The following is a 26,754-nucleotide window of genomic DNA, read 5'->3' on the forward strand; positions in this document are numbered from 1 at the left end:
TTAGCCTCCGGTTACCATATAGTTACCACGGAGCCATTTGTGAGCAAGAGCTAACTTTAGAACTTTTATAATACCTTGTTTTTAAAGTATTTTTGGCGATCCCGGCGAGATTCGAACTCACGACCTACAGATTAGGAATCTGTTGCTCTATCCTGCTGAGCTACGGGACCGTCGGGAGCGACCTATAAGGCAATTGGCCGGAGGGTTGAACCCGGTTTGATAGCTGGCGGCCGTCGCCCGGCATGCTAGGACATTCCGGCTATGCAACGGTTTCTCCTCCTTCTCCTGCTCGGCCTGCTGGGCGCCTGCGCGAAACCTCATCCGCTGGATGCGCTGCAACCCGGGGAATCTGGCCGCGTGGTGCGGGTGATCGATGGCGATGCGCTGGTGCTCGACACCGGCCAGAGCGTGCGGCTTGCCAGCATCGAAGCCCCTGCCCGGCCCTGGAAGGAACGCGCGGGCGAGCCCTTCCAGGAAGAAGCCCGGCGTATGCTGGAGGACATGGCGCTTGGCCGGGAGGTCCAGCTCTTTTACGGCGGCCTGACACGGGACCGGTATGACCGCGCGCTCGCCCAGGTCCGCACCACCGATGCGCTGGGGCCGGACCTCTGGCTGAATGCCGAAATGCTCCGTCGGGGCGGCGCGCGGATGCGCGTCTATCCGGACACCGCCGCCGGCAGCGAGACCTTCCCGGCGATCGAGGCCGAAGCGCGGGATGACCGGCGCGGCCTGTGGGCGAAGCAGGCTTACCGCGTCGCCCAGGCATCCGCCCTGCCGGACAGGTTCGAACGCTTCCAGCTGGTGCGCGGCACAATCAGCGGGATGGAAGGCGTCGATGCATTCGGCACGAGCTGCGCGCTCCGCCTCCGCGCGAGCCCGCTGTCGCTGGAAATCTCGAACGCCGCGGCCGCTTACTGTCAGTTGGCCGAGGGGACACAGGTGCTGGCGCGCGGCTATGTGCGCGACGGGCAGATGGAGGTGGCCCACGGGCTGGACCTTCAGGCTCTGCCGCCTTCGCCGCCACCGCCTCCGGCCTGAAGAGCGCCCGCTTGACCCTGCCGCCGGGGCGGGACTAGGGTGGCCGGAACAATACAGGAACACGACTCGCATGCCCGATGGTGCCGACACGACCGAAGACCTTGCCCGCGCCGCAGCGATCGCCCGCGGATCGCTGCGCCTGCTGGCGGATCTCGGCCTCTGCGGTATCCAGGAAATGCCCCTCGCCAATAATCGCCGGGCAGACATTGCCGCCATCGGCCCCGGCGGCGAAGTCTGGATCGTGGAGATCAAGTCCGGCGTGCCGGATTTCCAGTCAGACGCCAAATGGCCGGAATACATGCCCTTCTGCGACCGGTTCTTGTTCGCCGTCGACCATGACTTCCCGCAGGAGCTGATCCCCGAGGAGGCCGGCCTGATCGTCGCCGATGCGTTTGGCGCGGCGGTCATCCGGGAGGCCCCGACCGACAAGCTCTCCCCCGCCCGGCGCAAGGCCGTCACGCTTCGCCTCGCCCGTCTCGCTGCGATGCGGCTTTCTGCAGCGGCGGATGCAGGCTGGACGGCGAGCGAAGCAGCGCTTACTTCCAGCGGCCTATGAGTCACGCCTATCCCCTCGGAAAAACCCTCGACGCCGCCTTGTCCAAGGTGGCCCCGGCCGCGCGCACGCTGGCCGAAGCCGAAGCGCTTGCGATGACGCTCGATGGCAACCTCAAGGTCGCCGAACTTGCGACCGACTGGCTGACCGTTTCCGCCGAAGCGGCCGAAGCCATGTTTGCCCCCTCCGATGCGCTCGCCCATGGCCACCTTCAGCGCTATGAGGACGACAAGGGGAACCCGGTCGTCGCGGTCACCTGGTGGAAGCTGGCCCTGCCCGGCGCGGTGAAGGAAAAGCCCGCCAAACCGGCACCGAAGGCCGACGCAAAAGCCGCCGAACCGGCAGACCATACAGACGATCTCTATTTCCGGCGCGGCCGCACCAAGCCGTCACGCCGGCGTTATGTCGACCCGCGCCAGCTCGACCTGTTCCGGCAGGCCAAGACCGATAGCGAAGCCTAGGTGTGATCTTTCAATAGGTTGTCCATTCGGGCCTGACCGAGGAGATTGAGGTTGCGAGACTTCAACTCCAGGAAAGGACACCGAATGGACATCCACGAGAATGCCCGCACCACACCTCATAGTCGAGCCGAGATTGTCCGGCGTGTGATCGAGGAAGGAGAAAGCCGAAGCCGCGTCGCCCAGGCCTTTGGCGTCTGTTGCAAGACGGTCAGCAAGTGGGTGAACCGCTTCCTTGCTGAGGGCCCCGACGGCCTCAGGGAGCGTTCCTCGCGTCCGCACCGGCTGTATCGCCCTACGCCCGGCGCGACCGTGGAGAGGATCCTCAAGCTGCGTCGTCAACGCTTGCCGGGACATGAGATCGCCCACCGATGCAAGGTCTCGCCAGCCACAGTCAGTCGGATCCTCCGCGCTGCAAGGCTCAGCCGGGCGAGGGATCTCGATCCGCCTGAACCGTCCCGCCGCTACGAGCACCCAAATCCCGGCGACATGATCCACATCGACATAAAGAAACTCGGCCGCTTCGGGCGCCCCGGGCATCGCATCACCGGAAGCCGCAAGAGCAAGTCTCTCCATCGTGGTGTCGGCTGGGAGTACGTCCATGTCGCCGTGGACGATGCCTCCCGCGTCGCCTTCAACCAGATCCATCCTGACGAAAAAGCCCCCAGTGCCGTCGATCACCTGAAGGCCTGCGTGGCTTACTATAATCGCCTCGGCATTACCGTCCGGCGTGTGATGACAGACAATGGGGCATGTTATCGGTCTGACGCCTTCAGGAATACCTGTCGTGAGCTCGGCCTCAGACATGTCCGCACCAAACCCTACACGCCCCGGACGAACGGAAAAGCCGAACGCTTCATCCAGACCGCCCTCAGGGAATGGGCCTACGCAAAATCCTACGACACATCAGACCACAGAGCCGCATGCCTCGATGACTGGACGCATCGATACAACTTCCATCGACCGCATGGCGGGATTAAAAATCAAACACCCATCAGTCGACTCGGTCTCTCCGAGGACAACCTGTTGAGAGTCCACACCTAGGCTTCGGCGAGGCTCCAGCCGCCCTTCCCGCTGGCTGCGCGCAGGACGAGATAGAGCAAGAGCCCGACCGGGCCGAACATCAGGGTGAAGAACAGGCAGGGCAACAGCATCCAGTGCGGCACGCCCCGCCGTCTTGCGTCACGCGCTTCCCACGATCCGACGAACAGGTCGAAGACGAGGTAATGCGACCAGCCGACCAGAACGCCGAGCGGATGAGAGAACAGCTGCGAAACGCCCGCGGCCGTGTTGAAACCGCCGTCTTCAGCGCCCATGCCGAAAAACAGGGTCATCGACAGGGTGACGATATAGAATATGCCGAGCGCCAGCGGATAGAGGCCCGAATGCACGGCGAGGCGCGTGATGCTTGTCCCGGGCGCCAGCGCCAGCAGCAGCCAGGCCGGCATGACGGCGAGATTTATGAGTGTGTAGACCGTTTCATAGGTCATGGGGTCCTCCCGTTTTTCTGCAAGTCTGCGCCGGGACTGGCCCGGCGGCAAGGAATCTTCCAGCACTTGCGGCCGGAATGGCGGGGCCATCCGGTGGTGAGAGCTGAATTCGGATTGCGCCCGGCTAAGGCGGACCACGGACGTGCAGCCCATGATCATGCCGGACTATGTCATGACTATGCATGACCATACCGGACTTGTCCGGATCATGACGGACCGGCGCGTCTGACGCGCGCACGCAAACCGGCACATCGCTGCCAAGGGCAGGATGGTCCCATGCCGCCATGCGCGGCGCTTCATATGTGTAGAGAGTATCGGGCGGCGGGGCATCAGCCACAAAGGCGAACCGGAGATTGCCAAAACGATCCACCGCGAACAGCACATCCCGCCCGGTGCGTTCGTGCCAGCGGGCAGCGCGCACAAGATTCCAGACCAGCCACGGCCAGAACACCGGCCAGACAAGCTGGAAGAGACGGCGGAGATCAGGATGCATGCCGGAAAGGATGGGGCGTCTGCGAACCGGGTGGATTGAGCCCCCTCATACGCCAGCAAGTGTTCCGGATCCGATGTGGGAGAGCGCCGCGCCTCTCCCCGCCTAAAGAGACGTTGCGACCCAGCGGCCGAGCGCGGCGATCAGCACGATGGCGCTGAAATCGAAGGCCAGCAGCCATCTCTCCCGTCCTGATGGCTCAAAATGGCCGGCGGCCTTCGCATGCCGCAGCAGCGGCTTTGTCGACAGGACGGCGGCGGAGGCAGCCGCAAAGAGACCGATCTTCAGCCAGAAGACCGGACTGGAAAGATAGGCCTCCGTCGGCTTTGCGAGCCATCCGGCCATCCAGATACCGGTAGCCAGGATGACCACGGAAGACAGGCCGGAGACCTTGTCCAGAACCAGAAGGCGAGACAGCCCTGCCCCGGACACGACCGGCCGCAACAGGGTGATATTCTTGAACAGGCTGGCCAGCAGGCATCCTGCAAATCCGCTGAGATGGAGAAGTTTCACCCAGTATAAGTCTGCCATGACCTGTCCCCTCACACAGCAGACTGACGGCTTCCTCCTGCAGGCGGAAGCCGTCAAACTGTCGCGCTGCAATCACGCCTTCGGGCACGGGACCGGTACAGGCCGACCGGGGGCGCACGAGGCGGCCTTCGGCGATCTGTTCGCGGGCATGCGCCGTCCAGCCGAGAATACGGCCGCCGGAAAAGAGAGGACCGTGTCCGGTCTTTCCACCTTCCCGGGCAATTGCCTGCCCTGATACGGCCCTGTAAACAGTTCAGACCGAATCGATCCGAGGGGGACCACATTCATGTACAAACTTGTCCTGGCAGCCGCGACCGCTGCGCTTCTGACCGCCTGCGCCAGTGCACCGGCGCCCGCACCCGAAGCCGCCGCGCCCGAACCTGCTTACCTGCCCTATGACGCGTTCAAGAAACTGGTGAACAGCGCTTATCAGGAAGACGATTACGACACGCGCGAAGCTGCGTTCGCCGAGCTTCTGGCGCGGGACGATCTGCGGCAGGACGATCTGGCGGAGACCTATCTGATGCGCGGCCTGATCCGGGGCGTTTATACCAGCGCCGGTCCGCATGCGGGACCTTACTGCGCCGTGGAAGACTTCGCCAAATTCGAGGCCCTGGCATCACCCGACCACCCCCGCATGAAACAGATGCTGGAGGGCCGGGCTTACCAGACGTCGCGCTACCAGTATTTCGACGAACCAGCCTCCTGCGGAGACTGACCTTTACGCCATTTCGGGCACGGGACCGGTATAGACCGACCGGGGGCGCACGAGGCGGCCTTCGGCGATCTGTTCACGGGCATGCGCCGTCCAGCCGAGGATACGGCCGCAGGCGAAGGTGGCGGTGAAAGCTTCGCGCGGAATCTGGAGCGCTTCGAGCAGAAGCGCGGTGGAGAATTCCACATTCGTCTCCAGCGTCCGGTTTGGATACTTCTTCGCCAGCCGTCCGAGAACGGTCTTTTCAATATGGTCGGCAAATGCGATCCGGCCTGACGTACCCGGAAGGCGTGCAACAGCGGCTTTCAGGGCATCGGCGCGCGGATCACGCACACGGTAGACCCGGTGGCCGAACCCCATGAGGCGCTCACCCCGGGAAAGCGCGGAGTCGATCCAGCTTTCCGCATTTTCCGGAATGCCGATCTCGTCCAGCATGTCGAGCACCGGACCCGGCGCGCCGCCATGCAACGGGCCTTTCAGGGCCGAGATACCGCCCATGGCCGCAGAGACCAGCCCGGCCCGCGTGGAGGCAACGACACGCGAAGCGAAGGTCGATGCGTTGAGGCCATGATCGCAGACGGTGACGAGATACGCATCGAGCGCGCGGGCCTCCGCCTCCCCCGGCACCTTGCCGGTGATCATCTTCAGGAAGTCTGCCGACTTCGAAAGGTCCGCATCCGGTGCAATCGGGGCCTGCCCGCGCTCACGGCGCACGGCGGCTGCAGTGAAGACCGGGCCTGCCGCAGCGAGGCGGATCGCGGAATTCAGGCTCTCATCGTCTTCCAGCAACGACCAGCCGGTGCGCAGGAAGCGGACGATGTCGAGACCGTCCGGGATCTTCGCGACAAGGTCAAATGCCTCCACCCGCGCAGCGCCGAGCCGCGCGCCCAGGTCTGCCACATCCGGCAGGTCTTCGAAGAAGCCCTGCCACAAGAGATGGGCAGCGTCTTCATAGGCCATCGAGGCGGCGAGCAGCTGGACCGGCCAGCCGCGAATGACGAGGCGGCCGTTCTGGCCATCCACATCCGACAGAATGGTTTCGGCGGCGACAACGTTTTCCAATCCGGAATCCATGTGAAATCTCCTTCTACAAATTTGACGTTCATGTCGCGCCGGGGCTGGCTTTCGTCAATCTTGATCAATATAATCAATATATGAGCTGGATTGGACGCGACGACGCACTCGAAGCCCTGGGCGTGAAACCCCAGACGCTGTACGCCTATGTGAGCCGGGGGCTGATCGCCTCCCGGCCGGACGAAAATGACCCGCGCGCAAGCGTGTATTCGGCCGTAGATATTACAGGTCTGGTAAAACGCCGGCGCAGCGGCCGGGGCCGGCAGGCGATCGCCAGCGCGGCCATTTCCTGGGGCGATCCGGTGATGGAAACCGCCATCACGACCGTGCGGGACGGCAAGCTGATCTATCGCGGTAAAGATGCCGTGAGGCTCGCTGCCGACGCCACGCTCGAGGAAGCCGCAGCCCTTTTATGGCAGGCGAGCGCCCCGTCCCCCAGCCGCTCCGCCACCGGAAACGAGGCGCAGGGCGACACCGGCAAAGCGCGCCTTCTGGCCTATCTGGCAGACAGAGCGGCACATGACCCGCCAAGCTTCGGACGGGGCAGCGCAGCGCTGTCCGAGGACGGCGCGCAATTGCTGGCGGGCGTGTGCTCGGCGGTGACGGGCACGGGCGGACGCGGTTTCTTCCACCAGCGCCTCGGGCGGCATTGGGACCTGACACCCGGCGGGACAGACCTCTTGCGCCGGGCGCTTGTGCTGGTCGCAGACCATGAGCTTAACCCGTCCACCTTTGCCGCGCGGGTGGCTGCTTCCACCGGGGCGCCGCTGGCGGCCTGTGCCCTTGCAGGCTCCGCCACGCTGACCGGGCCCCTGCACGGCGAAGCCAATGCGCGGGCGCTCGCCTATCTCAAGCGCGCGATGGAGGATGGACCACAGGCCGCGCTCGCCAGCCTTGCGGCGCGGGGCGAACGGGTTCCCGCTGTCGGCCACACGCTCTATCCGGCGGGTGACCCGCGGGCGGCCGCATTGATCCGCTGGATGAAGCCCGCCCCTGCCCTGAAGCGCGCCATCAAGGCGGCTGAAGCGGCGAGCGGTCATGCCGCGAATGTCGACATGGCACTGGCGGCGCTGTCGGTGCAGCTCTCCCTGCCGGAGGATGCGCCCTTCCTGATCTTTGCCAGCGGACGCATGGCCGGATGGATCGCGCATGCGATCGAGCAGCAGGCAAGCGGCCGGCTCATCCGTCCGAGGGCGAATTATACCGGCCGATAGTACGGCTTACGAGATCCGCTTCTTCACTTCGGAAGCGACGGCCTGCGCCGTGATGCCGAAATGCTTGTAGAGATCCTGGTACGGGGCCGAGGCGCCGAAGCCGGTCATGCCGACAAAGCCGCCATCTTCACCGATCCAGCGATCCCAGCCGAAGCGGACACCGGCTTCGACGGCGACACGCGGGGCGGTGCCGAGGACGGAGCGCTTGTAGTTGCCGTGCTGCTGCTCGAAGAGTTCGAAGCATGGGCAGGACACGACACGCGTTGCGATACCCTCTTCTGCGAGCTGAGCCTGCGCTGCGAGCGCGATCTCGACTTCGGATCCCGTCGCCAGGATCGTGGCCTGCGCCTTGCCCTTGCAGTCGGACAGGACATAGGCGCCTTTGGCGGAGAGGTTTTCATCCGTATGCGTGGTACGGGCCGGCGCAACGCCCTGACGCGTCAGCGCCAGCGTGGACGGGCCGGTCTCGTTTGCAATGGCCAGTTCCCAGCACTCGGCCGTTTCCACGCCGTCCGCCGGACGGAAGACCAGCATGTTCGGCATGGCGCGCAGCGAGGCAACATGCTCGACCGGCTGGTGCGTCGGGCCATCTTCGCCGAGGCCGATGGAATCGTGCGTCATGACGTGCACGACGCGTGTGCCCATAAGAGCGCCGAGGCGGATGGCGCCGCGCGAATAGTCCGCGAACACAAGGAAGGTGCCGGAATAAGGCAGGATGCCGCCATGCAGCGCCATGCCGTTCATCGCAGCGGCCATGCCATGTTCGCGCACGCCATAATGGACGTAGCGGCCGGCCCAGTTCTTCGGCGTGATCGGGTCTGTGTGGCTGGTCTTGGTGTTGTTGGAACCGGTCAGGTCAGCGGAACCACCGATCATTTCCGGCACAAGGTGCGTCAGCACTTCCAGTGCCGCGCCGCTCCACTGGCGGGTGGCTTTCTTCTCACCGCCCTCGGCGACGGCTTTCTTGTGCTTGTTGATCGCCTTGGCGATGTTCTTCGGCAGGCGGCCGGTCATCGCGGCGTTGAATTCGCCTTTGTGGTCAGACGCAGCGAGGCGCTTCTTCCAGGCTTCGTGGTCTTTCTTCGAACGCTCACCGGCTTTCAGCCAGGCTTTCTCGATGGAGGCCGGCACTTCGAAGGGCGGGTATTTCCAGCCGATGTTTTCGCGGATGCCCGCGATCTCTTCTGCGCCGTATGGGCCGCCATGAGCCTTGCCGGTGCCGGCAATTTTCGGCGCGCCGTAGCCGATGATCGTCTTCACGGCGAGCATCACCGGCTTCTTCTGCTTCTTCGCCCAGGTCAGCGCGGCCTCGACCGACTTCTCGTCATGGCCGTCCACTTTCTTCGTGACCCAGCCGGAGGCTTCGAAGCGGGCGCACTGGTCGGTATTGTCGGAAAGATCCGTGCCGCCATCGATGGTGACTGAATTGTCATCGAAGAGAACGATCAGTTTGTTCAGCTTCAGATGACCGGCGAGCGTAATCGCTTCCTGGCTGATGCCTTCCATGAGGCAGCCGTCGCCAGCAATGACATAAGTATGGTGGTCAACGAGGTCGTCGCCGAAGCGGGCATTCAGGTGACGCTCTGCCATGGCCATGCCGACGGCGGTTGCGATGCCCTGCCCCAGCGGGCCGGTGGTTGTCTCCACACCAGACGTGTGAAAGTTCTCAGGGTGACCGGGGGTCGTCGCGCCGAGCTGGCGGAAGTTGCGGATATCGTCACGCGAAACAGACTTGTAGCCCGTCAGGTGCAGCAGCGAATAGATCAGCATCGAGCCGTGACCGGCCGACAGGACGAACCGGTCGCGGTCTGCCCAGGCCGGGTCTGCCGGGTCGAATTTCAGGAATTTGCGGAACAGCACGGTGGCTGCATCCGCCATGCCCAGCGGCAGGCCGACATGGCCCGATTTCGCGGCTTCCACCGCATCCATGGATAGGGCACGAACGGCGTTTGCCATGTCCCGGTTGGTTACAGCCATTCTGCTGATCTCCCTCAGTCGCTCCGGAAGTGTGCTAGGCCAGACTCCCGCAGCTACGTCAAGCCGCTTGGCGTAGCTGCGTATTGAGTTTAAGCCTTTGAAACATGAGCGACATCGACCGCGAATCACGCCGCCTCGATGCGGCCATCCGGCGCCTCGAGGGGGCCGTTGACGGATTGCTGGCCCGTGCCGGCGATCCGGACGTGGTCGCCGCAGAGATCGCCGCCCTCGTTTCCGACCGCGAAAGACTGGCCGAGGAACTGGACGCTTCCCTCGCCCGCGAGACCGAATTGCAGGCGCTGGCCGACGAGGCAAGCAGCGCGCTGGGCGCGGCCATCGAGGAAGTGCGCGCCGCCCTCGGCAAGGAGGCCTGAGGCGTGGCCAAGGCCGACATCATCCTGCGTGGCCGGAACTATTCCATCGCCTGCGCGCCCGGCCAGGAAGCGCGAATTGTCGCGCTCTCCCAGCAGCTGGACGCACGCGTGAAGCATATTGCCAGCGCGGTTGGCGACATTGGCGAAGACCGTCTGCTGCTGATTACGGCCCTGGCCCTGCTGGATGAGCTGGATGCCGCCCGTCAGGCGGGCGGGTCCTCCCCTGCTGCAGAACAGAAAGCGGCCGAGGCGATGGCCGCCGTATCCGAGCGGATCGAGGCCCTCGCCACGCGGCTGGAATCCGGCGGCTGACATCAGGTCAGCGGGGCGCGACGCTTTCGCGCCTGTCACCGCTGCCTCGCCAGCCTATGTTAGAAGGAATACAAGGCCGGAAAGGCGACACGACATGCAAATGCTGATTACCATTCTCTTCTACGGCGCGATGGCCGCCCTTCTGGTCGTGCTGGGGCTCGGCATCGCAAACCTTGCGCGTACCGATGAGAACCAGCCCAGCCGGTCCAACAAGCTGATGCGGATGCGTATTTTCATCCAGGCCGTCGTAATCGCCCTTCTGGTGGTCATCGGCTTCATGGCCGGCGCCATCCACTTCTGATTTCCCTGAGGAGGCCCCATGGTCAAACTCGACAAGATCTACACGCGCACCGGCGACAAGGGACAGACTCGTCTGTCGACTGGCGAACAGGTGGACAAATGGCACCCCCGCGTTGCCTCCTATGGCAGCGTTGACGAAGTGAATGCGGCGCTCGGCGTGGCGGCCCTTCACGCCGATGATGAAATGCTGACAGCTATCCGCCGCATACAGAACGACTTGTTCGATCTGGGTGCTGACCTCGCGACGCCAGACCGCGGCCGCGTGCTGGAATGGACGCCGCTGCGCATCGTGGAGTCGCAGGTAAAGCGGCTGGAGGAAGAGATTGATGCGATGAATTCGCGTATTCCGCCGCTCGACAGCTTCATCCTGCCGGGTGGCTCACCGCTCGCCGCACAGCTGCATGTCGCCCGCACCCTCTGCCGGACAGCCGAGCGGAAGATCGCGGAACTTTCCGGCATGAACAACGAACCGGTCAGCCCGGAAGCCCTCGCCTTCATCAACCGACTGTCAGACTGGCTGTTCGTGGCGGCCCGCGCCGCAAACAGCAATGGCGCGGACGATATCAAATGGGTGCCCGGCGCGAACCGGTAGAGTTTACCGCCTTATCGCATCCCGGGCTTCGGCCATCAGGGTGAAGAGTTCCATCACCGGGGTCACTTTCCCGTCTCCGCGATATTCGCGGTAAAGGCTGTCGACATTGACGGCAATGCGTTCAGCGTCGCCCCAATTGGCATAATCGCCGAGCGCGATATCGAGCGCGGCATCCCGCACGCTGAGCCCGGCATCGAAGCGCTTGCGTGCCTCGGCATCGATATAGGCGAGGTAATCGGCGACGCGCTGAACACCCGCCTTGTCCGTGACCGGACCATGCCCCGGCACGATGACGTCTGCCTCCATGCCGATAATCTTCTCGCACGCATTGATCCAGTTCTTTACAGGCCCCGCCCACATCAGGGGCGTGCCGTCGATGAAGAGGATGTCGCCCGTGAAGACCGTCTTGTCTTCCGGGACATGGACGATGACATCGCCGCCCGTATGCGCGGGGCCGACTTCGATCAGTTCCACCGTCTTGTCGCCGATTGTCAGGTCCATCTGGCCTGAGAAGGTCTGCGTCGGCAGGCGTTCCTCCACAGCGTCAAAATCGAAGGGCGCGAAGATGTCGGCGAAATAAGCGCCACCCGGGCCGAGCTGACCGCCCATCTTCTTGAAGGTCGCCAGCGCATCCGGCGGGATCTCCGACATTTCCTTCGCGCTCGCCTCGGACGCTATGATCTCCGCATGCGGACAGCATCCATTCCCATGGCAATGATCACCATTGGCATGTGTATTGACGATCGTGCCGATGTCTTCGGCGCCCACCCCTGACGCATCCGCCATGGCGGAGAGCATGTCCCGGGTGAGGTGCATATCGAACAGCGTGTCGACCAGCAGAGACTGGTCCCCGTCGACGATCAGGCCGGCATTCGACCAGCCCCAGCCGCCATCCGGCTGCAGCCAAGCGTAAAGCCCGTTGCCGATATCCTTCAGCCCTTTGGTGTATTCCCAGCGTGGCATGAATTCCTCCCTGTTTTGCGCGCATCAAGGCAGACACGCGCCCGGCGTGCAAGGGGATTACTTGTGGAATATCCGGGTGAGGCCACCGCTCGTCAGAATACCGACATCGGCGAGCGCGCCTGGCAAGGCCCGCGCATTCGGCGCAGCCAGGTAAAGCGGCTCCCAGACAGGATGGAATTTTTCCTTGTAGGCGCGCAGGCCCTCAAAACCGTAGACGGCATTGGCATGCTCGAACAGGAAAGCCCCGATACGCGTCATCGCCGGGGCCAGCCGGTGCGCCTCCAGCCCGGCCAGCGGCGCCATGCCGAGATCGAAGCGCTGATATCCCTCCCCCTTCGCCCACAGAATGGTGGAGATGAAGAGGTAATCCATCACCGCACGCGGGGCGTCGCCCGAAAACCGCATCAGGTCGATCGCGATCTCCTGCTTGCCCGCCCCCGGCCAGAGATTGGCGAAGGCGACGATGTCTCCGTTCAGCCGCGCCACAGCGATGGGGAAGCTCGCAATATAGTCCGGATCGAACCGGCCAAGGGAGAAGCCTTTTTCCGTCCCGCCATGGGCGTCCAGCCATGCGTGGGAAATCTCATTCAGCCGGTCCATGTGCGGGTGCACGTCCGCCGGGGACAGCACCTCGAAGGTCAATCCGTCCCGGCCTGCCCGGTTGTAGACCTGCCGCATGCGAGACCGGTCGGAGCCCTCCAGCGAGAATTCTGCCAACGGCACTATCGCCGTCTCGCCGATCTTCTGGACAGAAAGGCCAAGCTCCACCGCGAGCGGGAGGAAATCCCGCCCCATGCCATAGAAGGCGATGCTCGCACCTGCCGCATCGGCTGCCTCCCGGAAGGACCAGACGAGCGACGGGATCTCCTCGGCAAGGCCAACGGGTTCGCCCATGGCGATCCAGCTCGATCCGCGCACACCGAACATGATGAAAGACCGCCGTGACGGGCTGAAATGGAAACGCTTGTCGCCAGAGAGGGCGAGCGCCGCGTCCGGACGGGCCGTGTCGGCAGCGTCCAATATCCCGCGGATCTCACTGAGCGGTGGCGCCTCCTCCGGCGGGGCATGCAGCGGACGCAACCAGTTCCAGACCAGGTACAGGAAAGCGAGCACGCTGACGCCCGCAGCGGCCCGCAGGAAACGCGACGTGCCGCCCTGCAGCGCGACCTGCCACCAGAGCTCATTCCGGTAATCGACATGCTCATAAGAGAAGAGCCCCAGCCAGATCACCGCGCCGAGCGTCGCAAGGATGGCGAGCGTCATGACCGGGGTCAGCCGCGTCGCAGAGAGCGGCGTTGCGCGATAGAAAGCCGGGCGCGAGAGTCCAAGCACACCGAGCACAATGCCCAGCGGCAGGGCTTCTGTCAGTCCCGCCCCCTTGGTCAGCGTCAGCGTGATGCCCGCCAGCAACAGGCCCATCGCCACCATCCAGGCATGGCTGAGCCGGCGCGCCAGACCATTCGCCACGATCAGCAGGAACAGGCCGACGATCGACGCCAGGAAATGCGACAGCTCGATCAAGGGCAGAGGCAGGTAGTGCGCCGCCGCCTTGAGGGGGGCCGGCAATGCAGGCGTCATCGCCGCGATCAGCATGTAGGCGCCGCTGGCAAACGCCAGCAGGCCGAAGACGACTGGCGCGAACAGGGTCGCGACATCCCCTGCCCCCCGCCGGGCGCCTTGCAGCGCGGGTGCATGACGGTGCAGCAGGCGCCGGCTCATGCCAGCGGCAGCAATCACCAGCGGGATGAGGTAATAAATCGCCCGGAAGGCAATCAGGCTCGCAACAAGGCCTTCCACGGGGCTTGCCGGCAACAGCAGCAGGATGACTGCCTCGAACACGCCAATCCCGCCCGGCAGTCCGCTGACCCCGCCCACAAGGCAAGCGAGCGCAAAGACCGGCACAAAGGCAGCAAAGCCGATGTCTGTCGCAGCTGGCAACAGAGCGAACAGGACAACACAGGCAGCGACCCAGTCGACAAGGCTGACCCCGACGCGCGCCAGCACGCCGGACAACCCGCCGGGTACGAGCAGGCTGGCATTGCCAATGTGCCAGGCAACCAGCGCCAGCAACACGCAGCCCATGGCAATGGCCGCCCTGTCGGAAAACCCGAAATGCACCGGAAAGGACGCCGCCTCGAAAACGAGGCCGACGCCGCTGAGCAGGAGCGCACCGACCGTGAGGCTGATCCGCGTCATGCGGGAAACCGCCTGGCTCTCATCCTCCGACAGGCCAAGCCCACCATATATCCTTGAACGGACGGATGAACCGGTCAGCTCCATCTCTCCGAGAGAGTTTCCGACCGCTTGCGCCGTAAATGAACTGAACGCCGTGTCGCGCCACGGCCGTGCGAGGCCCAGATGGCGAAGCGTCAGACTATCGCGCAGCGTGGCTGCGGCATAACTCACCAGCATGCCGCCCAGCGCGACCGACACCGCCAACGGCGACAGCGCGGAAAGCCGGGCATAGATCAGATACATCGACAGATGATCAAGCCTCGAGTGGATGGCAAAGATCGCTGCGGCAAACGCAACAAGCGCCAGTAGGAGCGGCACGGGATTCGGCCGGGCCGGCCGTTCCTGAGGCTTGTTGATGTCCGCCTCCATCCCCGAACTCTCTAGAAGCGGTCCAGCAGACGGCGGAGATATTCGCGTTCTTCTTCGTCGTCGCTTTCATTGTAACGCCGGCGCAGTTCTTCAAGGATGTCCTTGGCGCGCTGGCGCTCGGCTTCCTCCGGCACGCGGACATCGTCGCCATTGTTACCCATGCCGCCAGCCTCCCGGCCGAATGGGTCGTTGCGCGCCTGTCCCTGATTGGTGCGCTCGCGCTGCATTTCATCCAGCATGGCGGCAAGGTTACGGTTCAGCTCCGACAGGCCCTGTGTGGCGCGTTCCTGCGCATCGGACGCGGCGCCGTCATTGCCGCGGGCAAGGTTGCGTTCGGCGTCGCGCTGGGCGTCGCGGATCGCAGCCAGGGCGTCCGGGTCGATCGCACCCGACAGGGCATCCTCCTCACCCGCCCCTTCGCCGAGCCCGCGCTCCCGTGCGAACTGCTCCACCAGTTCGCCCAGCCGAGCCTGACGTTCGGCCAGCGTGCCGCCACCCTGCGGGGGTGCACCCTCATCCGTGCCGGCAAAACTGTTCGTTCCCGGACGCTCGCCGCCCGGGCGGTCGCCGCCCTGCGCGCCATCTCCTTCAGAGGGGGTTCCTGCTTCGTCCTGCCCGCCCTGTCCCGGTTGTTGACCCGGCTGCTGGCCCTGCTGGCCACCCTGCTGCTGGCCGGAATCCTGTCCGGACTCCTGCCCTGACTGGCCTTGCTGGCCCGACGGCATCTCGCCGCGCTGCTGGGCCAGCGTGTCATCATTCAGCTGGCGCTGTTCACGCAGGATCTCGGATAGGCGCCGCATGGCATCCGTCATTTCCTGTTCTTCGGGCGGCAGGTCCTCCTGCTCTTCACCATCCGACTGGGACCCCGGCATACCGGCCATGCCGCTGCCGCCTTGCCCACGCTGGAATTCCAGATTCTGCAGCATGTTGGTAATGTCGGACAGCAATTGCCGCGCCTGCTCCGTTGCGCCCGTATCGGTCAGGTCCTGCAGGGCATTCAGCATGTCCTCGAAATCCTGCCCGCCCAGGCTCTGGCTGCCGCCCATCGCCACGCCGTCCTGGTTGGTGTCCGGCATCTCGCCGCCATTGGCCACGGCTTCGGCCATCTTTGCAGCCAGGTATTCGTTCGCCGCATCCCGGAAAGCTTCCATCCGGCGTCGGATTTCTTCTTCGGATGCACCATCGCGCAGGGCTTGTTCCAGTGCCCGGCGCGCCGCTTCCAGCCGGCGCAAGGCATCCGCCGCGCTGCCATATTCAGCCTTCAGCGCGAGGGACCAGAGCAGCGGGTCCACGGCATCCGCCTCGTCCTTGGTGCCGGCGCTTTCCAGCATGCCTTCTGCGATCTTGAAGGTCAGGTAATAGGCCTGGTTCGGAATATAGTGCTCCCCCATCAATGTGACGGAGTCGAGCATCAGGGCGGCTTTCTGGATATCCGGCGGGGCCGTGTTCAGCCGGTTCGCCGCTTCGGTATTGAGCGCATCTTGTTTCAGGGCGAACGGGTTCTTTGCCAATGGCTTGTAGTCCCTCGGCTCGCGCAGCACGGTGACGCGGACTTCCTGCGCAACGCGGGCATAGGGATCGAGGAACAGTTTCTCCGGCAGGACGAAGGATTCGGTTTCGCTTACCCCCTCCTGTCCGGAGGCATCCGTCACGACAAGATTCACGTCCACCGGCAGCCCTGCCCAGCGGTGGCGGGTGAGATCGATCTGGGTCGTATCCTTGATGTCCTGCATGGAGGGCGCGGCAAGCGGGATCGCCACACGATCTTCCTCATCCGGGGCCGCCGGGTGCGGCTCCTGCAGACGGATGGCGAGCTCGGCTTTCACGACGCCATAGTCATCGTTTGCGATCCACGCGAATTCCGTCCGGTCGAGGCGGCCATAAGTCGGCACCGAGACAAACTCCACCGTAGGCGGATCGTCAGGTGATGCCAGCAGGCGCCAGGCCGCGCGCTCACCCCACCAGCGCACGGAAACACGGGCATCTTCCTGCAGCGTCGCCTTGGCTTCCCATGCGCCATCGGGTGTGGCGGCGAATTTCTCTGATGTCCGGTGCCGCCCCTTCAGGAGAAGACGCGGCGCGGTCGGCGCTTCGGTGCGCAGAGTGATTTCAGAGCCACGCGGGACGCGGACATCGTTGAGGCCCGGTTTCAGGAAGACCGGCGCCCTGCCAGTATGGTCCGGCGGGATGACCCAGGCTTCCACGATCATGTCGTCTGCCCCGACGAGTGCGCCATAATCGGGGTTCAGGGCCCGGAGCAGACGGCCCGGCCCCTCCCCCGCCGCCAGAACAGCAATGCCGACGAGCGCGGCCGACAACAGATAACGCAGGCGGAACGGGTCAAGCTGGCGCCATTCCGCCGACAGGTTCGGCAGTTTCAGCTCCCGCGCAGCCTTCAGCACCCGGTTGCGGTGGCGCATCCAGAGCGCTTGTGCGCCACGGGACGGGTCTGCTGGCCTGTCTGTGAGAGACGAGACTGGTCGCAGCGGCGATTGCCGGTCCAGCAGATGGACCGCCTCAGACTCAGCCGGCGGCCTGTACCGGCGAACCCCGCGCAGCAGGAAAATTGCGCCGCCAATCAGGAACAGCAGCGCCAGCACCGCCCCTATGGCGGCGGGCAGCTTGTCGAACGCGCCAGCCAGCGCCATGGACAGGAACAGGATGAGGAAAACGAACAGCGGCCAGAAGGCCCGGCTGAACGCGAGCAGGCCCAGCCGCCGGCGCGTGGCCGCGACTTTTGTCCCGATCGTCTTCAGTCCGTCCTTTTCAGCCAATCCGGCACCTGTTCCAGTTGCAACATTTCCTCGAGGTCCGGCCTGCGGCGGACAATGTCGAACCGGTCGCCATTGACCAGAACTTCCGGCACGAGGGGCCGTGTATTGTAGGCCGAAGACAGCACAGCGCCATAGGCCCCTGCTGACATGAAGGCGAGCCGGTCACCCGGCGCGACAGCGGGCATTTCGCGTCCGGCGGCGAACTTGTCGGTCGACTCGCAGATCGGGCCGACGACGTCATAGGTCTTTTCGGCCGCGTCCGGTGCCGCCTGTTTCAAGGGCCGGATGTCGTGATGCGCGCCGTAGAGCGCCGGGCGCATCAAATCATTCATGCCGGCATCGACGATCAGGAACGACCGGTCAGGCGCGGCTTTCTCGTAAAGGGCCGTTGTCAGCATCACACCTGCATTGCCAGCGATGACCCGGCCCGGCTCCAGGATAACCTGAACACCGAGGTCCGTGCTGACCTCCGCGATCATGGCCGCATAAGCGGATGGCGGAGGCGGTTCGTCGCCCTGCTTGTAGGGAATGCCAAGGCCGCCGCCGACATCGATGCGTGCAATGTCGTGCCCGGCAGCGCGCAGGCGCTGGGCAAGGCCCACCACCTTCTCGAACGCGGCCCGCATGGGCACAAGATCACCGATCTGGCTGCCGATATGAACGTCGACCCCGACGACCTTAATGCCCGGAAGCGTCGCCGCTTCGGCGTAGAGGTCTTCCGCTTCCGTCCACGGCACGCCGAACTTGTCGCCCTTCTTGCCGGTGGAAATGTTTGGGTGGCCGCCTGCAGCGACGTCCGGGTTCACGCGGATGGCGATGGGCGCCTCATAGCCGATGCCGTTCGCGACATAGGACAGGAGGCGAAGCTCCGCCGCGCTTTCCACATTGAACTGGTGGATACCTTCACGGAGGCCCAGTTCCATCTCGCGCGCGGTCTTGCCGACGCCGGAAAACACGATCTTAGACGCCGGGATGCCGGCGCGGAGAGCGCGCTGCAATTCCCCGCCGCTGACCACATCCGCGCCGCAGCCTTCCGCCGCCAGCGTGGCAAGCACAGCGAGGTTCGAATTGGCCTTCACCGAATAGGCGATCAGGCAGTCCTGCCCTTCGAACGCTGAAGCGATCACCCGCGCGTGCCGCTGCAGCGTTGCAGTGGAATACACATAGCAAGGCGTGCCGACGTCATCGGCAAGTCTCGCCAGATCGACATCCTCGCAGTGAAGCCGTCCGTCCCGATAGTCGAAATGGTGCATCTGTGCCGCCTAGCTGCCGACTTCGGCGAGCGCGCCATTGTCGACGGGCGTCACGGGTTTGGCGTCGGGAATGATGCCGCCCCACTGGTTTACCTGCGGGCCGTCTTCCGGCTCCACCACGGCGACCACGGCGATCGGTTCATACGCCCCCGGGGCATTGACGGCGCGAATGCCATCTCCTGCAACGCAGGCCGTCAGCGCGCCAAGAAGGACCAGGCCGGCGAGCAGACGCCCGGCCGGCCGGATAAAGCGAGTGGTCATGGGATCAATTCTCCGGGCCGCCCAGAAGCTCATCGTCGCCGCTGGTATCGGCGTCTTCCGCCTCTTCGCGGGGCGGCAGCTTCGGAAGGGTGGATGTGTTGCCTTCCGGAAGTTCGGCCTCGACATCATTCGGATCGCCCCACAGCGGGCCCGGGCGCTTCAGGTCACCTGTCAGGCCACAGGCCGGCAGGGTCAGGGTCCCGAGGATCAGGGCGGCAATGGCCAGGGGGCGTTTCATGCGGCGGTTTCTCCAGTCCAAGTCTCTGCTTCCACTGTGCCACCTGTTCGGCGACGCGAACAGGGCTTGTGCCACCATAAGATGTCCGAGATGAGGCAGATGCCTCAACCGTCAGCACGTCGAAAACGGCTTCGGTAATGTCCTTGTGAACACTTTGCATGTCGGAAAGCGTCAGATCAGCGAGATCAACGCCCTTCCCTTCTGCGATGGCAACCAGCGATCCGGTGACGTGGTGCGCCTCGCGGAATGGCAGGCCAAGCTCCCGCACCAGCCAGTCGGCAAGGTCGGTCGCCGTCGAAAAGCCCTTCGCGGCTGCCGCCCGCATGTTTTCCGGCTTGAAGGCCATCGTCTCGATCATGCCGGTCATGGCGCGCACGCAGAGATCAAATGTGTCGAAGGCTTCGAAGGTCAGGCGCTTGTCGTCCTGCAGGTCCTTGGCATAGGCGAGCGGCAGCGCCTTCACGGCGCCCTGCAGGCCGGCATAGAAACCGGTGATCAGCGCCGCCTTGGCCCGCACGAGCTCAGCCGCGTCAGGATTGCGCTTCTGCGGCATGATGGAGGAGCCCGTCGACCATTCGTCCGTCAGCTGGGCGAAGGCGAACTGCGCGCTGGTCCAGAGCACGATCTCTTCGGCAAGGCGAGACAGGTGCGTTGCCGCGATGGAGAGCGCCGCCAGCGCCTCCAGCGCGAAGTCACGGGCCGACACGGCATCGAGGGAATTCGCCATCGGGCGAGCAAAGCCGAGCGCCTCGGCAGTCATGTCCCGGTCGATCTGGAACCCCGTTCCGGCAAGCGCCGCTGCGCCCAGCGGGCACTCATTGAGGCGGTTGGCGCAGTCAGACAACCGGGTCCAGTCGCGCGACGTCATCTCGACATAGGCCATCAGGTGATGGCCGAGCGTGACCGGCTGGGCTGTCTGGAGATGAGTGAAGCCCGGCATGATCGTTCCGGCATGCTCTTCTGCGCGAAGGATCAACGCGCCCTGAAGGCCGCCGATCAGGCGGGCGGAATGGTCCAGCGCCCGGCGCGTCCAGAGGCGGAAATCGGTCACCACCTGGTCATTCCGGGACCGGGCCGTGTGTAGGCGCCCGGCTGGCTCGCCGACGATTTCTTTCAGCCGTGCCTCGACATTCATGTGGATGTCTTCCAGCTCGCGCCGGAACGGGAACGTGCCGTCGCGCAGCTCGTCCATCACCTGGTCCAGCCCGGCCTGAATGGCTTCATTGTCATCGAACGAGATGATGCCCATTTCCGAAAGCATGTCGGCATGGGCCCGGCTGCCGGCGATGTCTTCTTCTGCCATGCGCCGGTCAATATCGAGGGAGGCGTTTATTTCTTCCATGATGTCGGACGGGGTCGCGGCAAACCGTCCCCCCCACATCGTCTGGCCTTTGCCGCTCGTCATTGGCATACCCCTTCAACAAACCTACGGAAGGCGCAAACATGAGGCGCTACGCCATTCCCGGCCTCTTCTTGGTCGGAGTGATCGCAATTGTCTACGTGCTGATCAGCGCAGGCATCGGAAAAACTGATGAAAACCCGCTTGCGAGATATGCAACGGGTTCGCTTGAAAAGCTGGATTTCGCCACGGCGGGCGACCCGACCGGGACTGCGCCCTTTTATCTGGCAGACGGGTCGACCCACACGCTGGACGAATTCAAAGGCAAGACCATCCTCGTGAACTTCTGGGCAACCTGGTGTGCGCCCTGCGAAAAGGAGATGCCGTCCCTCGGCGCCCTGCAAAAGGCCCGGGGCGGGGACGATTTCGAAGTCGTCGCCATCAGCGTCGATGCCGCCGAAGACAGGGACTACGCTGAAAAGCGCCTTGGACAGCTCGGCGCGCCGAATATCCCGTTCCGCATCGTGACGCCGGAGCAGTACGAACTCGTCTATGACAGCGGCGTTCAGGGATTCCCGACCAGCATCCTCTACGGTCCGGACGGCACGGAAATCGCTCGTCTCGCCGGCGAAGCGGATTGGGCGTCCTTCGAAGCGGTCGGCTTTATCGACGCCCTACTCGAACGTTGAGAGCTCCAGCCCGATCCGGCTGACCTGTGACAGGAAGGTCGATGGCGGGGCCGGAAGGTCGCCTTCGATTGGCCCTGAAGACGGCCACATGAGGACCAGCATTTTCAGCTCCAGCTGAAGGCTGCTCGCATCGGCAGATTCAATTCGGTTGGCTGCCTGCTGCGCAGCGACGGCATAGCCATAGGATTTCTGGTAAAGGATCGGATCGTCGATCTCGTTCGAAAAGGACACACCAGCCCGGTAGGCGTTCTCACAGCGCTTCATCAGGAAAACGACCAGTTCGACCGGGTCACCGCCGGCATTGGCCTGCAGCTCCGTAACATTTGCCTGGGCTGCCGCAAGGCTTGCATCGATGTCTTCCGGCGCCGCGCCGCTGGAAAGCGCGGCTTCAGCTGTTTCAATCAGGTCCGGGTCGAAGCCCTGCTCGACGAGGCGAGTGAGGCCACCCGGCTTGATGTCGTCCATGGCGATGCGAAGGTGTTCGGCTGCATCGTCCAGCTGCCCAGCCCGGGCGAGCGCCGTGGCCACGGTAACCTCGCTGGAGATCATGGCAGCGCGCTGGTCGACTGGCAGCAACAGGGCCGGATCGAGCGCCGCGACGCCTTCCCCGCCTTCACCACCTTCGCCTTCGCCCATTTCGCCGCCTTCGCCGTAGGCTGCGGCCTCGCCGGGCGCGGTCATGGCGGCTTCACCGGCTTCACCCCCCTCTCCGCCACAGGCAGCGAGGCCTGCGGTACCGATCAGGGCGGCGCCCAGTCCAAGCCGGATCCAGCGCTTCGGCGTGTAATTCATCGGGAAAACTCCGTCATATCTGTTCCGGGCCGCAGCCTAGGTGCCCTGATGCCTGCCGGGCAAGCCCTTGCCTCTTCCAGGATTACAATCAGGTTCAGGATCCGGTGACCGGGCCTTGTGTACGTCCTGTACACCATTCCGGCTTGGCATCGCCGCCGTCATAATCCCAGGTCTTGTGGGTGCCACCCGCGACCAGCAGCGCGGCGAGGTCCTGCCCGTCCAGCGACAGGTCGACCACCAGCCGGCCATAACGATCCGGCCCGTAATCATGCGAAACGGTCAGCACCTGGTCGCGGGTCAGTTCGCGCACCGCGGCCTTTGCCTGATAGCCGAGCTCACGTTCCCGCTCGCATTTTGCCCCGGAAACCCAGTCCAGCGGCCCGGTTTCAGGCGCATCCACACCGTGCAGCCGGAACTTGGTGCCATCCGCAAGACGGCCGGAATCTCCATCGGACCAGTAAACGGATGAGGTATCGAAAGGGGCGTCGCCTGCCGGGTCGACAGGTTCCCGAGCGACTACCGCCACGCCAAACGCGATGCCGGCAAGCACCACGAATGTGATCAACCATTCCTTGAGCCGGCCGCTCCGTCCCATGGGCCTCTCCCTGCCAAGTCGGAGGGAGGCTGTGCGCCAGCGCTTAACGGAGGGTTAAAGCCAGCGGGGACCGGCCAAAACAAAACCCCGGCCTTGCGGGCCGGGGCTGTTCGGGTCGCAACCGTGGACTGGCGCGGAAGGCTTAGACGAAGCCTTTGAACTTGTCCTTGAAGCGGGACACGCGGCCACCGCGGTCCATCAGCTTGCCGTCGCCGCCGGTCCAGGCCGGGTGCGATTTGGAGTCGATGTCCAGCACGAGGCGGTCACCTTCAGCGCCGTAGGTCGAGCGCGTCTGGTACTCAGTGCCGTCCGTCATCACCACGGTGATGAAGTGATAGTCGGGATGACCTTCTTTTTTCATGGCTCGCGCCCTTCTGTGATCCATTGCCTGCGGGCCTTGTGGCCGCCGCGCTTCACCATTAGGGGTGCGCGGGCGTGGCTGCTGCCCGTTTTCAGAAGTGGCGCGTGTAACTGAAGATAGCCCCTTTCGCAAGAGGGCCTAGCACCCGATTTCCACAGTGCTGCAAAGGTATTCCCCATGGCCGACACGGAATCCCCGGAAACCATAGACCGGCGCGCCACGGAACCGGGCGGCGGACAGGCCATCAACCGCCCCAAAGGGCGCAGCCTGAAGCCACTGGGACTGCTGCTGCCCTATGCCGGCCGGCATTGGCGGACGGTCGCCATTGCGCTGGTCTTCCTGGTCGGCGCCGCAGCCCTCAGTCTCACTCTGCCCATCTTGCTGGGCCGGGCCGCCGACAGCGGGCGCCAGGCCGGTGGCGACGCGCAAAAACTGCTGGAACTGGTCGACCGATCCTTCTTCTGGGTGGCCGCCGCCGCCATCGCCTCCGGCGTGTTGGGCGCGGTGCGGTTCTATTTCGTTTCCCGCTTCGGCGAGCGGATCGCGGCAGACCTGCGCCGGGACCTCTACGCCCACCTGCTGACGCTCGGGCCGCGCTATCATGCAAAGATGCGGTCCGGCGAAGCCGTGTCGCGCCTCACGGCTGACATCACGCTGATTGAGCAGTTCCTCGGCACGTCCGCCTCAATGGCGACGCGAACGCTGATCACGACGTTTGGCGCGCTGACCATGATGCTGGTGGTTAACTGGAAACTTGGTCTGACACTGCTCGCCATGCTCCCGGTTGCGATGTTGCCCGTTGTCGGCGTCGGCCGCGTCATCCGCAGCATGTCAAACAAGGCCCAATCCCGCCTAGCCGATGCAGGTGCCGAAGCCGCCGAGGCGCTCGACGCCATCGAACTGGTGCAGGCCTATAGCCGCGAAGACAGCCGCCTCAAGAACTTCACGGACGCTGTAGAGGCGGTGTTCGCCGCCGCCATGCGCCGGATCACCGCCCGCGCCCTGATGATCGTCATGGTCTCGGTGCTGCTGTTCGGCGGCTTTGTCTGCGTGCTCTGGCTGGGCGCGAGGGCTGTGGCTACGGGCGAGATGAGTTTCGGCGACCTCTCCGCCATGGTGCTCTATGCCCTCTATGCCGGATCAGGTTTCGGCATGCTGGCCGAAGTCTATGGCGAAGTGATGCGGGCTGCCGGTGCCGCCGACCGGGCCGCCGAAGTGCTGAACGCAGAGCCCGAAATCGCACCGCCCGCCATACCCCGCCAGATGCCGGAAAAAGTGACCGGCGCACTCACCTTCGATCACGTGACCTTCGCCTATGACGAAGCCACGAATGACGGCAAGCCTGTCTCCGCGCTGACGGATTTCTCACTCACGGTGAAGCCCGGCGAGTTCGTCGCCCTTGTCGGCCCCAGTGGCGCAGGTAAGACGACTGTGTTCCGCTTGGCCCTGCGCCTGTTTGATCCGCAGGCTGGTCGCGTGACGCTGGACGGCGTCGCCTCAGCGGACGCCCTGCCCGGCGATTGGCGGCGCAACTTTGCCTACGCCCCACAAGAATCAGCTTTGTTCACCGGCACTGCGGCTGAGAATATCGGTTTTGGCACGGACAATCCGGACGAGAGGCTTCTGGAGCATGCTGCCCGCATGGCCGAGGCGATGGACTTCCTGTCAGAAAAGGAAGGCCTTGCCACGCCGCTGGGCCAGAAAGGCCGCAGTCTCTCCGGCGGACAGCGCCAGCGGATCGCGCTTGCCCGTGCGCTGGTGCGGGACGCGCCCGTCCTCCTGCTGGATGAAGCAACGTCAGCGCTCGACTCCGAGAGCGAAGCCGCCGTGCGCCGCGCCATCGAAAATGCCTCCGAAGGGCGCACGACACTGGTCATCGCACACCGCCTGTCCACCGTGCGGCGCGCCGATCGGATCGTCGTCATGGAGCACGGGCGGATCGTTGAGGAAGGTAGTCATGAGGAACTGGTGGCTAAAGGCGGGCTCTATGCCCGCCTCGCCGAACTACAGTTTGCGGAAGGCTGAAATCAGCCGCGCTTCCCTTTCTTGACCTTGCTATCCACCGTGAAGGCGAAGGCAAGAGACAGGATCAGCGGCACCCAAATCGGCAATTCGCCGAGACCTGGCGCACCAGCCGCTTCGGCAATGTGATCATCTACACACCACCACAATAGCCACAACCACATACAGACACTCCTTTTTCTGTACGCCCCTTACGGACTATACATAGGAAGCCTGCAGACCTTTGTTTAGAGGCAACTTATTATTCTGCAGCCTGGAGAGCTGGTTTTCCGGCAGCGGCGTCCTCTGGCGTGGTGAAGCGGATCACACCATCTTCGATCGGCTGTTCGCGCAGATTCTTTTTGTCGGTGAAATAGCTCTGATGCAGCTTCCACGGCGCTTCGGTATGCTGGCGGGGGAACTGGTCCATCACGCGCTGGAAATAGCCGGACGAGAAATCCACGAAGGGTTCGGTCTCATTCGGGAAGGCTGACAGGTACGGCATCGCCGAGGTCGCGCCCTTCTGGTCCATCAGATTGATCAGGCGGCAGACAAATTCGCTGGTCAGGTCCGCCTTCAGCGTCCAGGACGCGTTGGTATAGCCGAACGTCACGGCAAGGTTCGGCACATTCGACAGCATGACGCCCTTGTAGTTCAGTAGCTTGCCGGGATCGACCTTCGCCCCGTCCAGCGAGACATCGACGCCGTTCATGAAGATCAGGTTCAGGCCCGTCGCCGTGACCGCGATGTCGGCCTCCAGCTCCATGCCGGATTTCAGCTTGATCCCCTTCTCCGTGAAGGTCTCGATATGGTCGGTCTCAACGCTGGCCTTGCCGGACTTCAGCGCATTGAACAGGTCCGAATCCGGCACGAGGCAGAGGCGCTGTTCCCACGGATTGTAGCGCGGCGTGAAATGCTTCTCGACGTCATAGTCAGGTCCGAGTTCCTCCCGCACCATTTTCAGGAGGCGCTCTTTGGCCTGTTCCGGATTCTCCCGCGTCTTGCGGAAGAAGTATTGCTGGAACACGACGTTCCGCCAGCGGATCAATGTGTAGGCCCAGCTATCCGGCAGGATTGTGCGCAGGAAGTTCGCGAACTTGTCTACGGCAGGACGCGAGACGACATAGGTCGGCGAGCGCTGCAGCATAGTGACGTGTTCGGCCTTGTCGGTCATGGCAGGCACCAGCGTCATGGCTGTCGCGCCGGATCCGATGATGACGACCTTCTTGCCGGAATAGTCGAGGTCTTCCGGCCAGTGCTGGGGATGCACGAACTGGCCCTTGTAGTTTTCCTCGCCGGGGAATTCCGGCCGGTAACCCTCATCGTAATTGTAGTAGCCGCCGCACATGAACAGGAAGCGCGTCGTCAGCTCGGTCCGCTTGCCCGTTTTGGTGTCTTCCGCCGTGATGTGCCAGACCTGATCCGGGCTCGACCAGTCCGCCGCCACGATCTTGGTATCGAACTTGATATGCCGGGTGATGTCGTGCTCATCCGCTGTTTCGTGGATATAGTTCCGGATCGACGGCCCGTCGGCGATGGCCTTGGCCTCGGTCCAGGGTTTGAAGTTGAAGCCCAGCGTGTGCATGTCCGAATCCGAACGGATGCCGGGATAGCGGAACAGGTCCCACGTTCCGCCCATGGCGCTGCGCTGTTCGAAGATCCGATAAGTCTTGCCGGGGCATTGCTTGCCGAGGTGAACGGCAGCGCCGATGCCCGAAAGGCCCGCACCGATGATGAGAACGTCTGTGTCTGGCTGTGTCATGAGA

The 26,754-nt window shown here is 64.0% G+C and carries 30 protein-coding genes and 1 tRNA gene; 13 read left to right on the forward strand and 18 right to left on the reverse strand.

Annotation, left to right across the window (positions count from 1 at the left end; all coding sequences use genetic code 11):
- Positions 1-93: 93 nt before the first annotated feature.
- A tRNA-Arg gene (locus R3C98_RS02665) sits at positions 94-170 on the reverse strand.
- A 91-nt stretch (positions 171-261) separates the two neighbouring features.
- On the opposite strand from R3C98_RS02665, the gene R3C98_RS02670 reads away from it, so the two are divergent.
- The 4 genes from R3C98_RS02670 (at position 262) to R3C98_RS02685 (ending at position 3,093) form a co-directional block, all read left to right on the forward strand.
- Positions 262-1,038: a thermonuclease family protein gene (locus R3C98_RS02670; protein WP_371312570.1), complete on the forward strand. Its 777-nt coding sequence runs from the start codon at positions 262-264 to the stop codon at positions 1,036-1,038.
- 70 nt (positions 1,039-1,108) lie between these two features.
- Positions 1,109-1,594: an MmcB family DNA repair protein gene (locus R3C98_RS02675; RefSeq protein ID WP_371312571.1), complete on the forward strand. Its 486-nt coding sequence runs from the start codon at positions 1,109-1,111 to the stop codon at positions 1,592-1,594.
- A complete protein-coding gene (locus tag R3C98_RS02680) occupies positions 1,591-2,052 on the forward strand; it encodes a hypothetical protein (protein WP_371312572.1) in 462 nt (153 codons plus the stop codon). The genes R3C98_RS02675 and R3C98_RS02680 overlap by 4 nt, the downstream gene beginning before the upstream one ends.
- Before the next feature lie 84 nt (positions 2,053-2,136).
- On the forward strand, positions 2,137-3,093 hold the full coding sequence (locus tag R3C98_RS02685) for an IS481 family transposase (RefSeq protein WP_371312574.1): 957 nt from the start codon (positions 2,137-2,139) through the stop codon (positions 3,091-3,093).
- Here the strand turns inward: R3C98_RS02685 and R3C98_RS02690 are convergent.
- From R3C98_RS02690 to R3C98_RS02700, 3 genes are all read right to left on the reverse strand, one after another.
- Entirely contained in the window at positions 3,090-3,539 is a 450-nt protein-coding gene (locus R3C98_RS02690) for an ABA4-like family protein (protein WP_371312575.1), read from the reverse strand. The two genes, R3C98_RS02685 and R3C98_RS02690, sit on opposite strands and share 4 nt — an antisense overlap.
- Before the next feature lie 124 nt (positions 3,540-3,663).
- Complete coding sequence (locus tag R3C98_RS02695) at positions 3,664-4,032, reverse strand: hypothetical protein (RefSeq protein ID WP_371312576.1); 369 nt, start codon at positions 4,030-4,032, stop codon at positions 3,664-3,666.
- A gap of 102 nt (positions 4,033-4,134) precedes the next feature.
- Complete coding sequence (locus tag R3C98_RS02700) at positions 4,135-4,560, reverse strand: DUF2214 family protein (protein ID WP_371312577.1); 426 nt, start codon at positions 4,558-4,560, stop codon at positions 4,135-4,137.
- On the opposite strand from R3C98_RS02700, the gene R3C98_RS02705 reads away from it, so the two are divergent.
- Together R3C98_RS02705 and R3C98_RS02710 are read left to right on the forward strand one after the other, a co-directional pair.
- Complete coding sequence (locus R3C98_RS02705; RefSeq protein WP_371312578.1) at positions 4,559-4,795, forward strand: hypothetical protein; 237 nt, start codon at positions 4,559-4,561, stop codon at positions 4,793-4,795. The two genes, R3C98_RS02700 and R3C98_RS02705, sit on opposite strands and share 2 nt — an antisense overlap.
- 51 nt (positions 4,796-4,846) lie before the next feature.
- Entirely contained in the window at positions 4,847-5,278 is a 432-nt protein-coding gene (locus R3C98_RS02710; RefSeq protein WP_371312579.1) for a hypothetical protein, read from the forward strand.
- A gap of 3 nt (positions 5,279-5,281) precedes the next feature.
- Here R3C98_RS02710 and R3C98_RS02715 read toward each other — a convergent pair whose 3' ends face one another.
- Entirely contained in the window at positions 5,282-6,349 is a 1,068-nt protein-coding gene (locus tag R3C98_RS02715; protein ID WP_371312580.1) for a citrate synthase/methylcitrate synthase, read from the reverse strand.
- An 80-nt stretch (positions 6,350-6,429) separates the two neighbouring features.
- Between R3C98_RS02715 and R3C98_RS02720 the strand changes: the two genes are divergently transcribed.
- The gene (locus R3C98_RS02720; protein WP_371312582.1) at positions 6,430-7,563 is read left to right on the forward strand and encodes a citrate synthase; all 1,134 of its coding nucleotides are present in this window, start codon (positions 6,430-6,432) and stop codon (positions 7,561-7,563) included.
- Positions 7,564-7,569: 6 nt separating this feature from the next.
- Here R3C98_RS02720 and tkt read toward each other — a convergent pair whose 3' ends face one another.
- A complete protein-coding gene (gene tkt, locus R3C98_RS02725; RefSeq protein WP_371313327.1) occupies positions 7,570-9,558 on the reverse strand; it encodes a transketolase in 1,989 nt (662 codons plus the stop codon).
- Positions 9,559-9,644: 86 nt separating this feature from the next.
- Between tkt and R3C98_RS02730 the strand changes: the two genes are divergently transcribed.
- The 4 genes from R3C98_RS02730 (at position 9,645) to R3C98_RS02745 (ending at position 11,118) form a co-directional block, all read left to right on the forward strand.
- Positions 9,645-9,914, forward strand: a complete 270-nt coding sequence (locus tag R3C98_RS02730) for a DUF4164 family protein (RefSeq protein WP_321490575.1) — start codon at positions 9,645-9,647, stop codon at positions 9,912-9,914.
- Positions 9,915-9,917: 3 nt separating this feature from the next.
- Positions 9,918-10,226, forward strand: a complete 309-nt coding sequence (locus R3C98_RS02735) for a cell division protein ZapA (protein ID WP_371312583.1) — start codon at positions 9,918-9,920, stop codon at positions 10,224-10,226.
- 94 nt (positions 10,227-10,320) lie between these two features.
- On the forward strand, positions 10,321-10,527 hold the full coding sequence (locus R3C98_RS02740) for a twin transmembrane helix small protein (protein WP_034766637.1): 207 nt from the start codon (positions 10,321-10,323) through the stop codon (positions 10,525-10,527).
- A gap of 18 nt (positions 10,528-10,545) precedes the next feature.
- Positions 10,546-11,118, forward strand: coding sequence for a cob(I)yrinic acid a,c-diamide adenosyltransferase (locus R3C98_RS02745; protein ID WP_371312584.1), 573 nt, complete (start codon positions 10,546-10,548; stop codon positions 11,116-11,118).
- A 3-nt stretch (positions 11,119-11,121) separates the two neighbouring features.
- Here the strand turns inward: R3C98_RS02745 and R3C98_RS02750 are convergent, their stop codons facing one another.
- The 7 genes from R3C98_RS02750 to argH are packed head-to-tail and all read right to left on the reverse strand — an operon-like array spanning position 11,122 to position 20,616.
- Entirely contained in the window at positions 11,122-12,081 is a 960-nt protein-coding gene (locus R3C98_RS02750) for an MBL fold metallo-hydrolase (RefSeq protein ID WP_371312585.1), read from the reverse strand.
- Positions 12,082-12,138: 57 nt separating this feature from the next.
- A complete protein-coding gene (gene mprF / locus R3C98_RS02755; RefSeq protein WP_371312586.1) occupies positions 12,139-14,685 on the reverse strand; it encodes a bifunctional lysylphosphatidylglycerol flippase/synthetase MprF in 2,547 nt (848 codons plus the stop codon).
- An 11-nt stretch (positions 14,686-14,696) separates the two neighbouring features.
- Positions 14,697-17,459 (reverse strand): DUF4175 domain-containing protein, encoded by a 2,763-nt coding sequence (locus tag R3C98_RS02760; protein WP_371312587.1) that lies wholly within the window; start codon positions 17,457-17,459, stop codon positions 14,697-14,699.
- Positions 17,438-18,712, reverse strand: a complete 1,275-nt coding sequence (gene lysA, locus R3C98_RS02765) for a diaminopimelate decarboxylase (protein WP_371312588.1) — start codon at positions 18,710-18,712, stop codon at positions 17,438-17,440. Before lysA ends, R3C98_RS02760 begins: the two co-directional genes overlap by 22 nt.
- Positions 18,713-18,721: 9 nt before the next feature.
- Positions 18,722-18,973 carry a hypothetical protein gene (locus R3C98_RS02770; protein ID WP_371312589.1) on the reverse strand — a complete coding sequence of 84 codons (252 nt, stop codon included), beginning with the start codon at positions 18,971-18,973 and terminating at the stop codon, positions 18,722-18,724.
- Between the two features lie 4 nt (positions 18,974-18,977).
- On the reverse strand, positions 18,978-19,211 hold the full coding sequence (locus R3C98_RS02775; protein ID WP_371312590.1) for a lipoprotein: 234 nt from the start codon (positions 19,209-19,211) through the stop codon (positions 18,978-18,980).
- Positions 19,138-20,616, reverse strand: coding sequence for an argininosuccinate lyase (gene argH / locus R3C98_RS02780; RefSeq protein WP_371312591.1), 1,479 nt, complete (start codon positions 20,614-20,616; stop codon positions 19,138-19,140). The genes R3C98_RS02775 and argH overlap by 74 nt, the downstream gene beginning before the upstream one ends.
- A gap of 38 nt (positions 20,617-20,654) precedes the next feature.
- On the opposite strand from argH, the gene R3C98_RS02785 reads away from it, so the two are divergent.
- Entirely contained in the window at positions 20,655-21,239 is a 585-nt protein-coding gene (locus tag R3C98_RS02785; protein ID WP_371312592.1) for a TlpA family protein disulfide reductase, read from the forward strand.
- Here R3C98_RS02785 and R3C98_RS02790 read toward each other — a convergent pair.
- The 3 genes from R3C98_RS02790 to rpmE form a co-directional block, all read right to left on the reverse strand.
- Positions 21,225-22,031, reverse strand: a complete 807-nt coding sequence (locus tag R3C98_RS02790; protein ID WP_371312593.1) for a hypothetical protein — start codon at positions 22,029-22,031, stop codon at positions 21,225-21,227. The genes R3C98_RS02785 and R3C98_RS02790 overlap by 15 nt on opposite strands.
- Positions 22,032-22,125: 94 nt before the next feature.
- The gene (locus R3C98_RS02795) at positions 22,126-22,626 is read right to left on the reverse strand and encodes a thermonuclease family protein (protein WP_371312595.1); all 501 of its coding nucleotides are present in this window, start codon (positions 22,624-22,626) and stop codon (positions 22,126-22,128) included.
- A 142-nt stretch (positions 22,627-22,768) separates the two neighbouring features.
- Positions 22,769-22,987, reverse strand: coding sequence for a 50S ribosomal protein L31 (rpmE, locus tag R3C98_RS02800; RefSeq protein WP_034766646.1), 219 nt, complete (start codon positions 22,985-22,987; stop codon positions 22,769-22,771).
- A gap of 177 nt (positions 22,988-23,164) precedes the next feature.
- Here rpmE and R3C98_RS02805 point away from each other — a divergent pair, with 177 nt between their 5' ends.
- The gene (locus R3C98_RS02805) at positions 23,165-25,012 is read left to right on the forward strand and encodes an ABC transporter transmembrane domain-containing protein (RefSeq protein WP_371312597.1); all 1,848 of its coding nucleotides are present in this window, start codon (positions 23,165-23,167) and stop codon (positions 25,010-25,012) included.
- 2 nt (positions 25,013-25,014) lie between these two features.
- Here R3C98_RS02805 and R3C98_RS02810 read toward each other — a convergent pair whose 3' ends face one another.
- Together R3C98_RS02810 and R3C98_RS02815 are read right to left on the reverse strand one after the other, a co-directional pair.
- A complete protein-coding gene (locus tag R3C98_RS02810; protein ID WP_371312598.1) occupies positions 25,015-25,173 on the reverse strand; it encodes a hypothetical protein in 159 nt (52 codons plus the stop codon).
- Between the two features lie 77 nt (positions 25,174-25,250).
- The gene (locus tag R3C98_RS02815) at positions 25,251-26,750 is read right to left on the reverse strand and encodes a flavin-containing monooxygenase (RefSeq protein WP_371312599.1); all 1,500 of its coding nucleotides are present in this window, start codon (positions 26,748-26,750) and stop codon (positions 25,251-25,253) included.
- Positions 26,751-26,754 lie beyond the last annotated feature (4 nt).

Origin of the sequence: Hyphomonas sp. (genome assembly GCF_041398465.1) — a bacterium.
Taxonomy (GTDB): Bacteria; Pseudomonadota; Alphaproteobacteria; order Caulobacterales; family Hyphomonadaceae; genus Hyphomonas.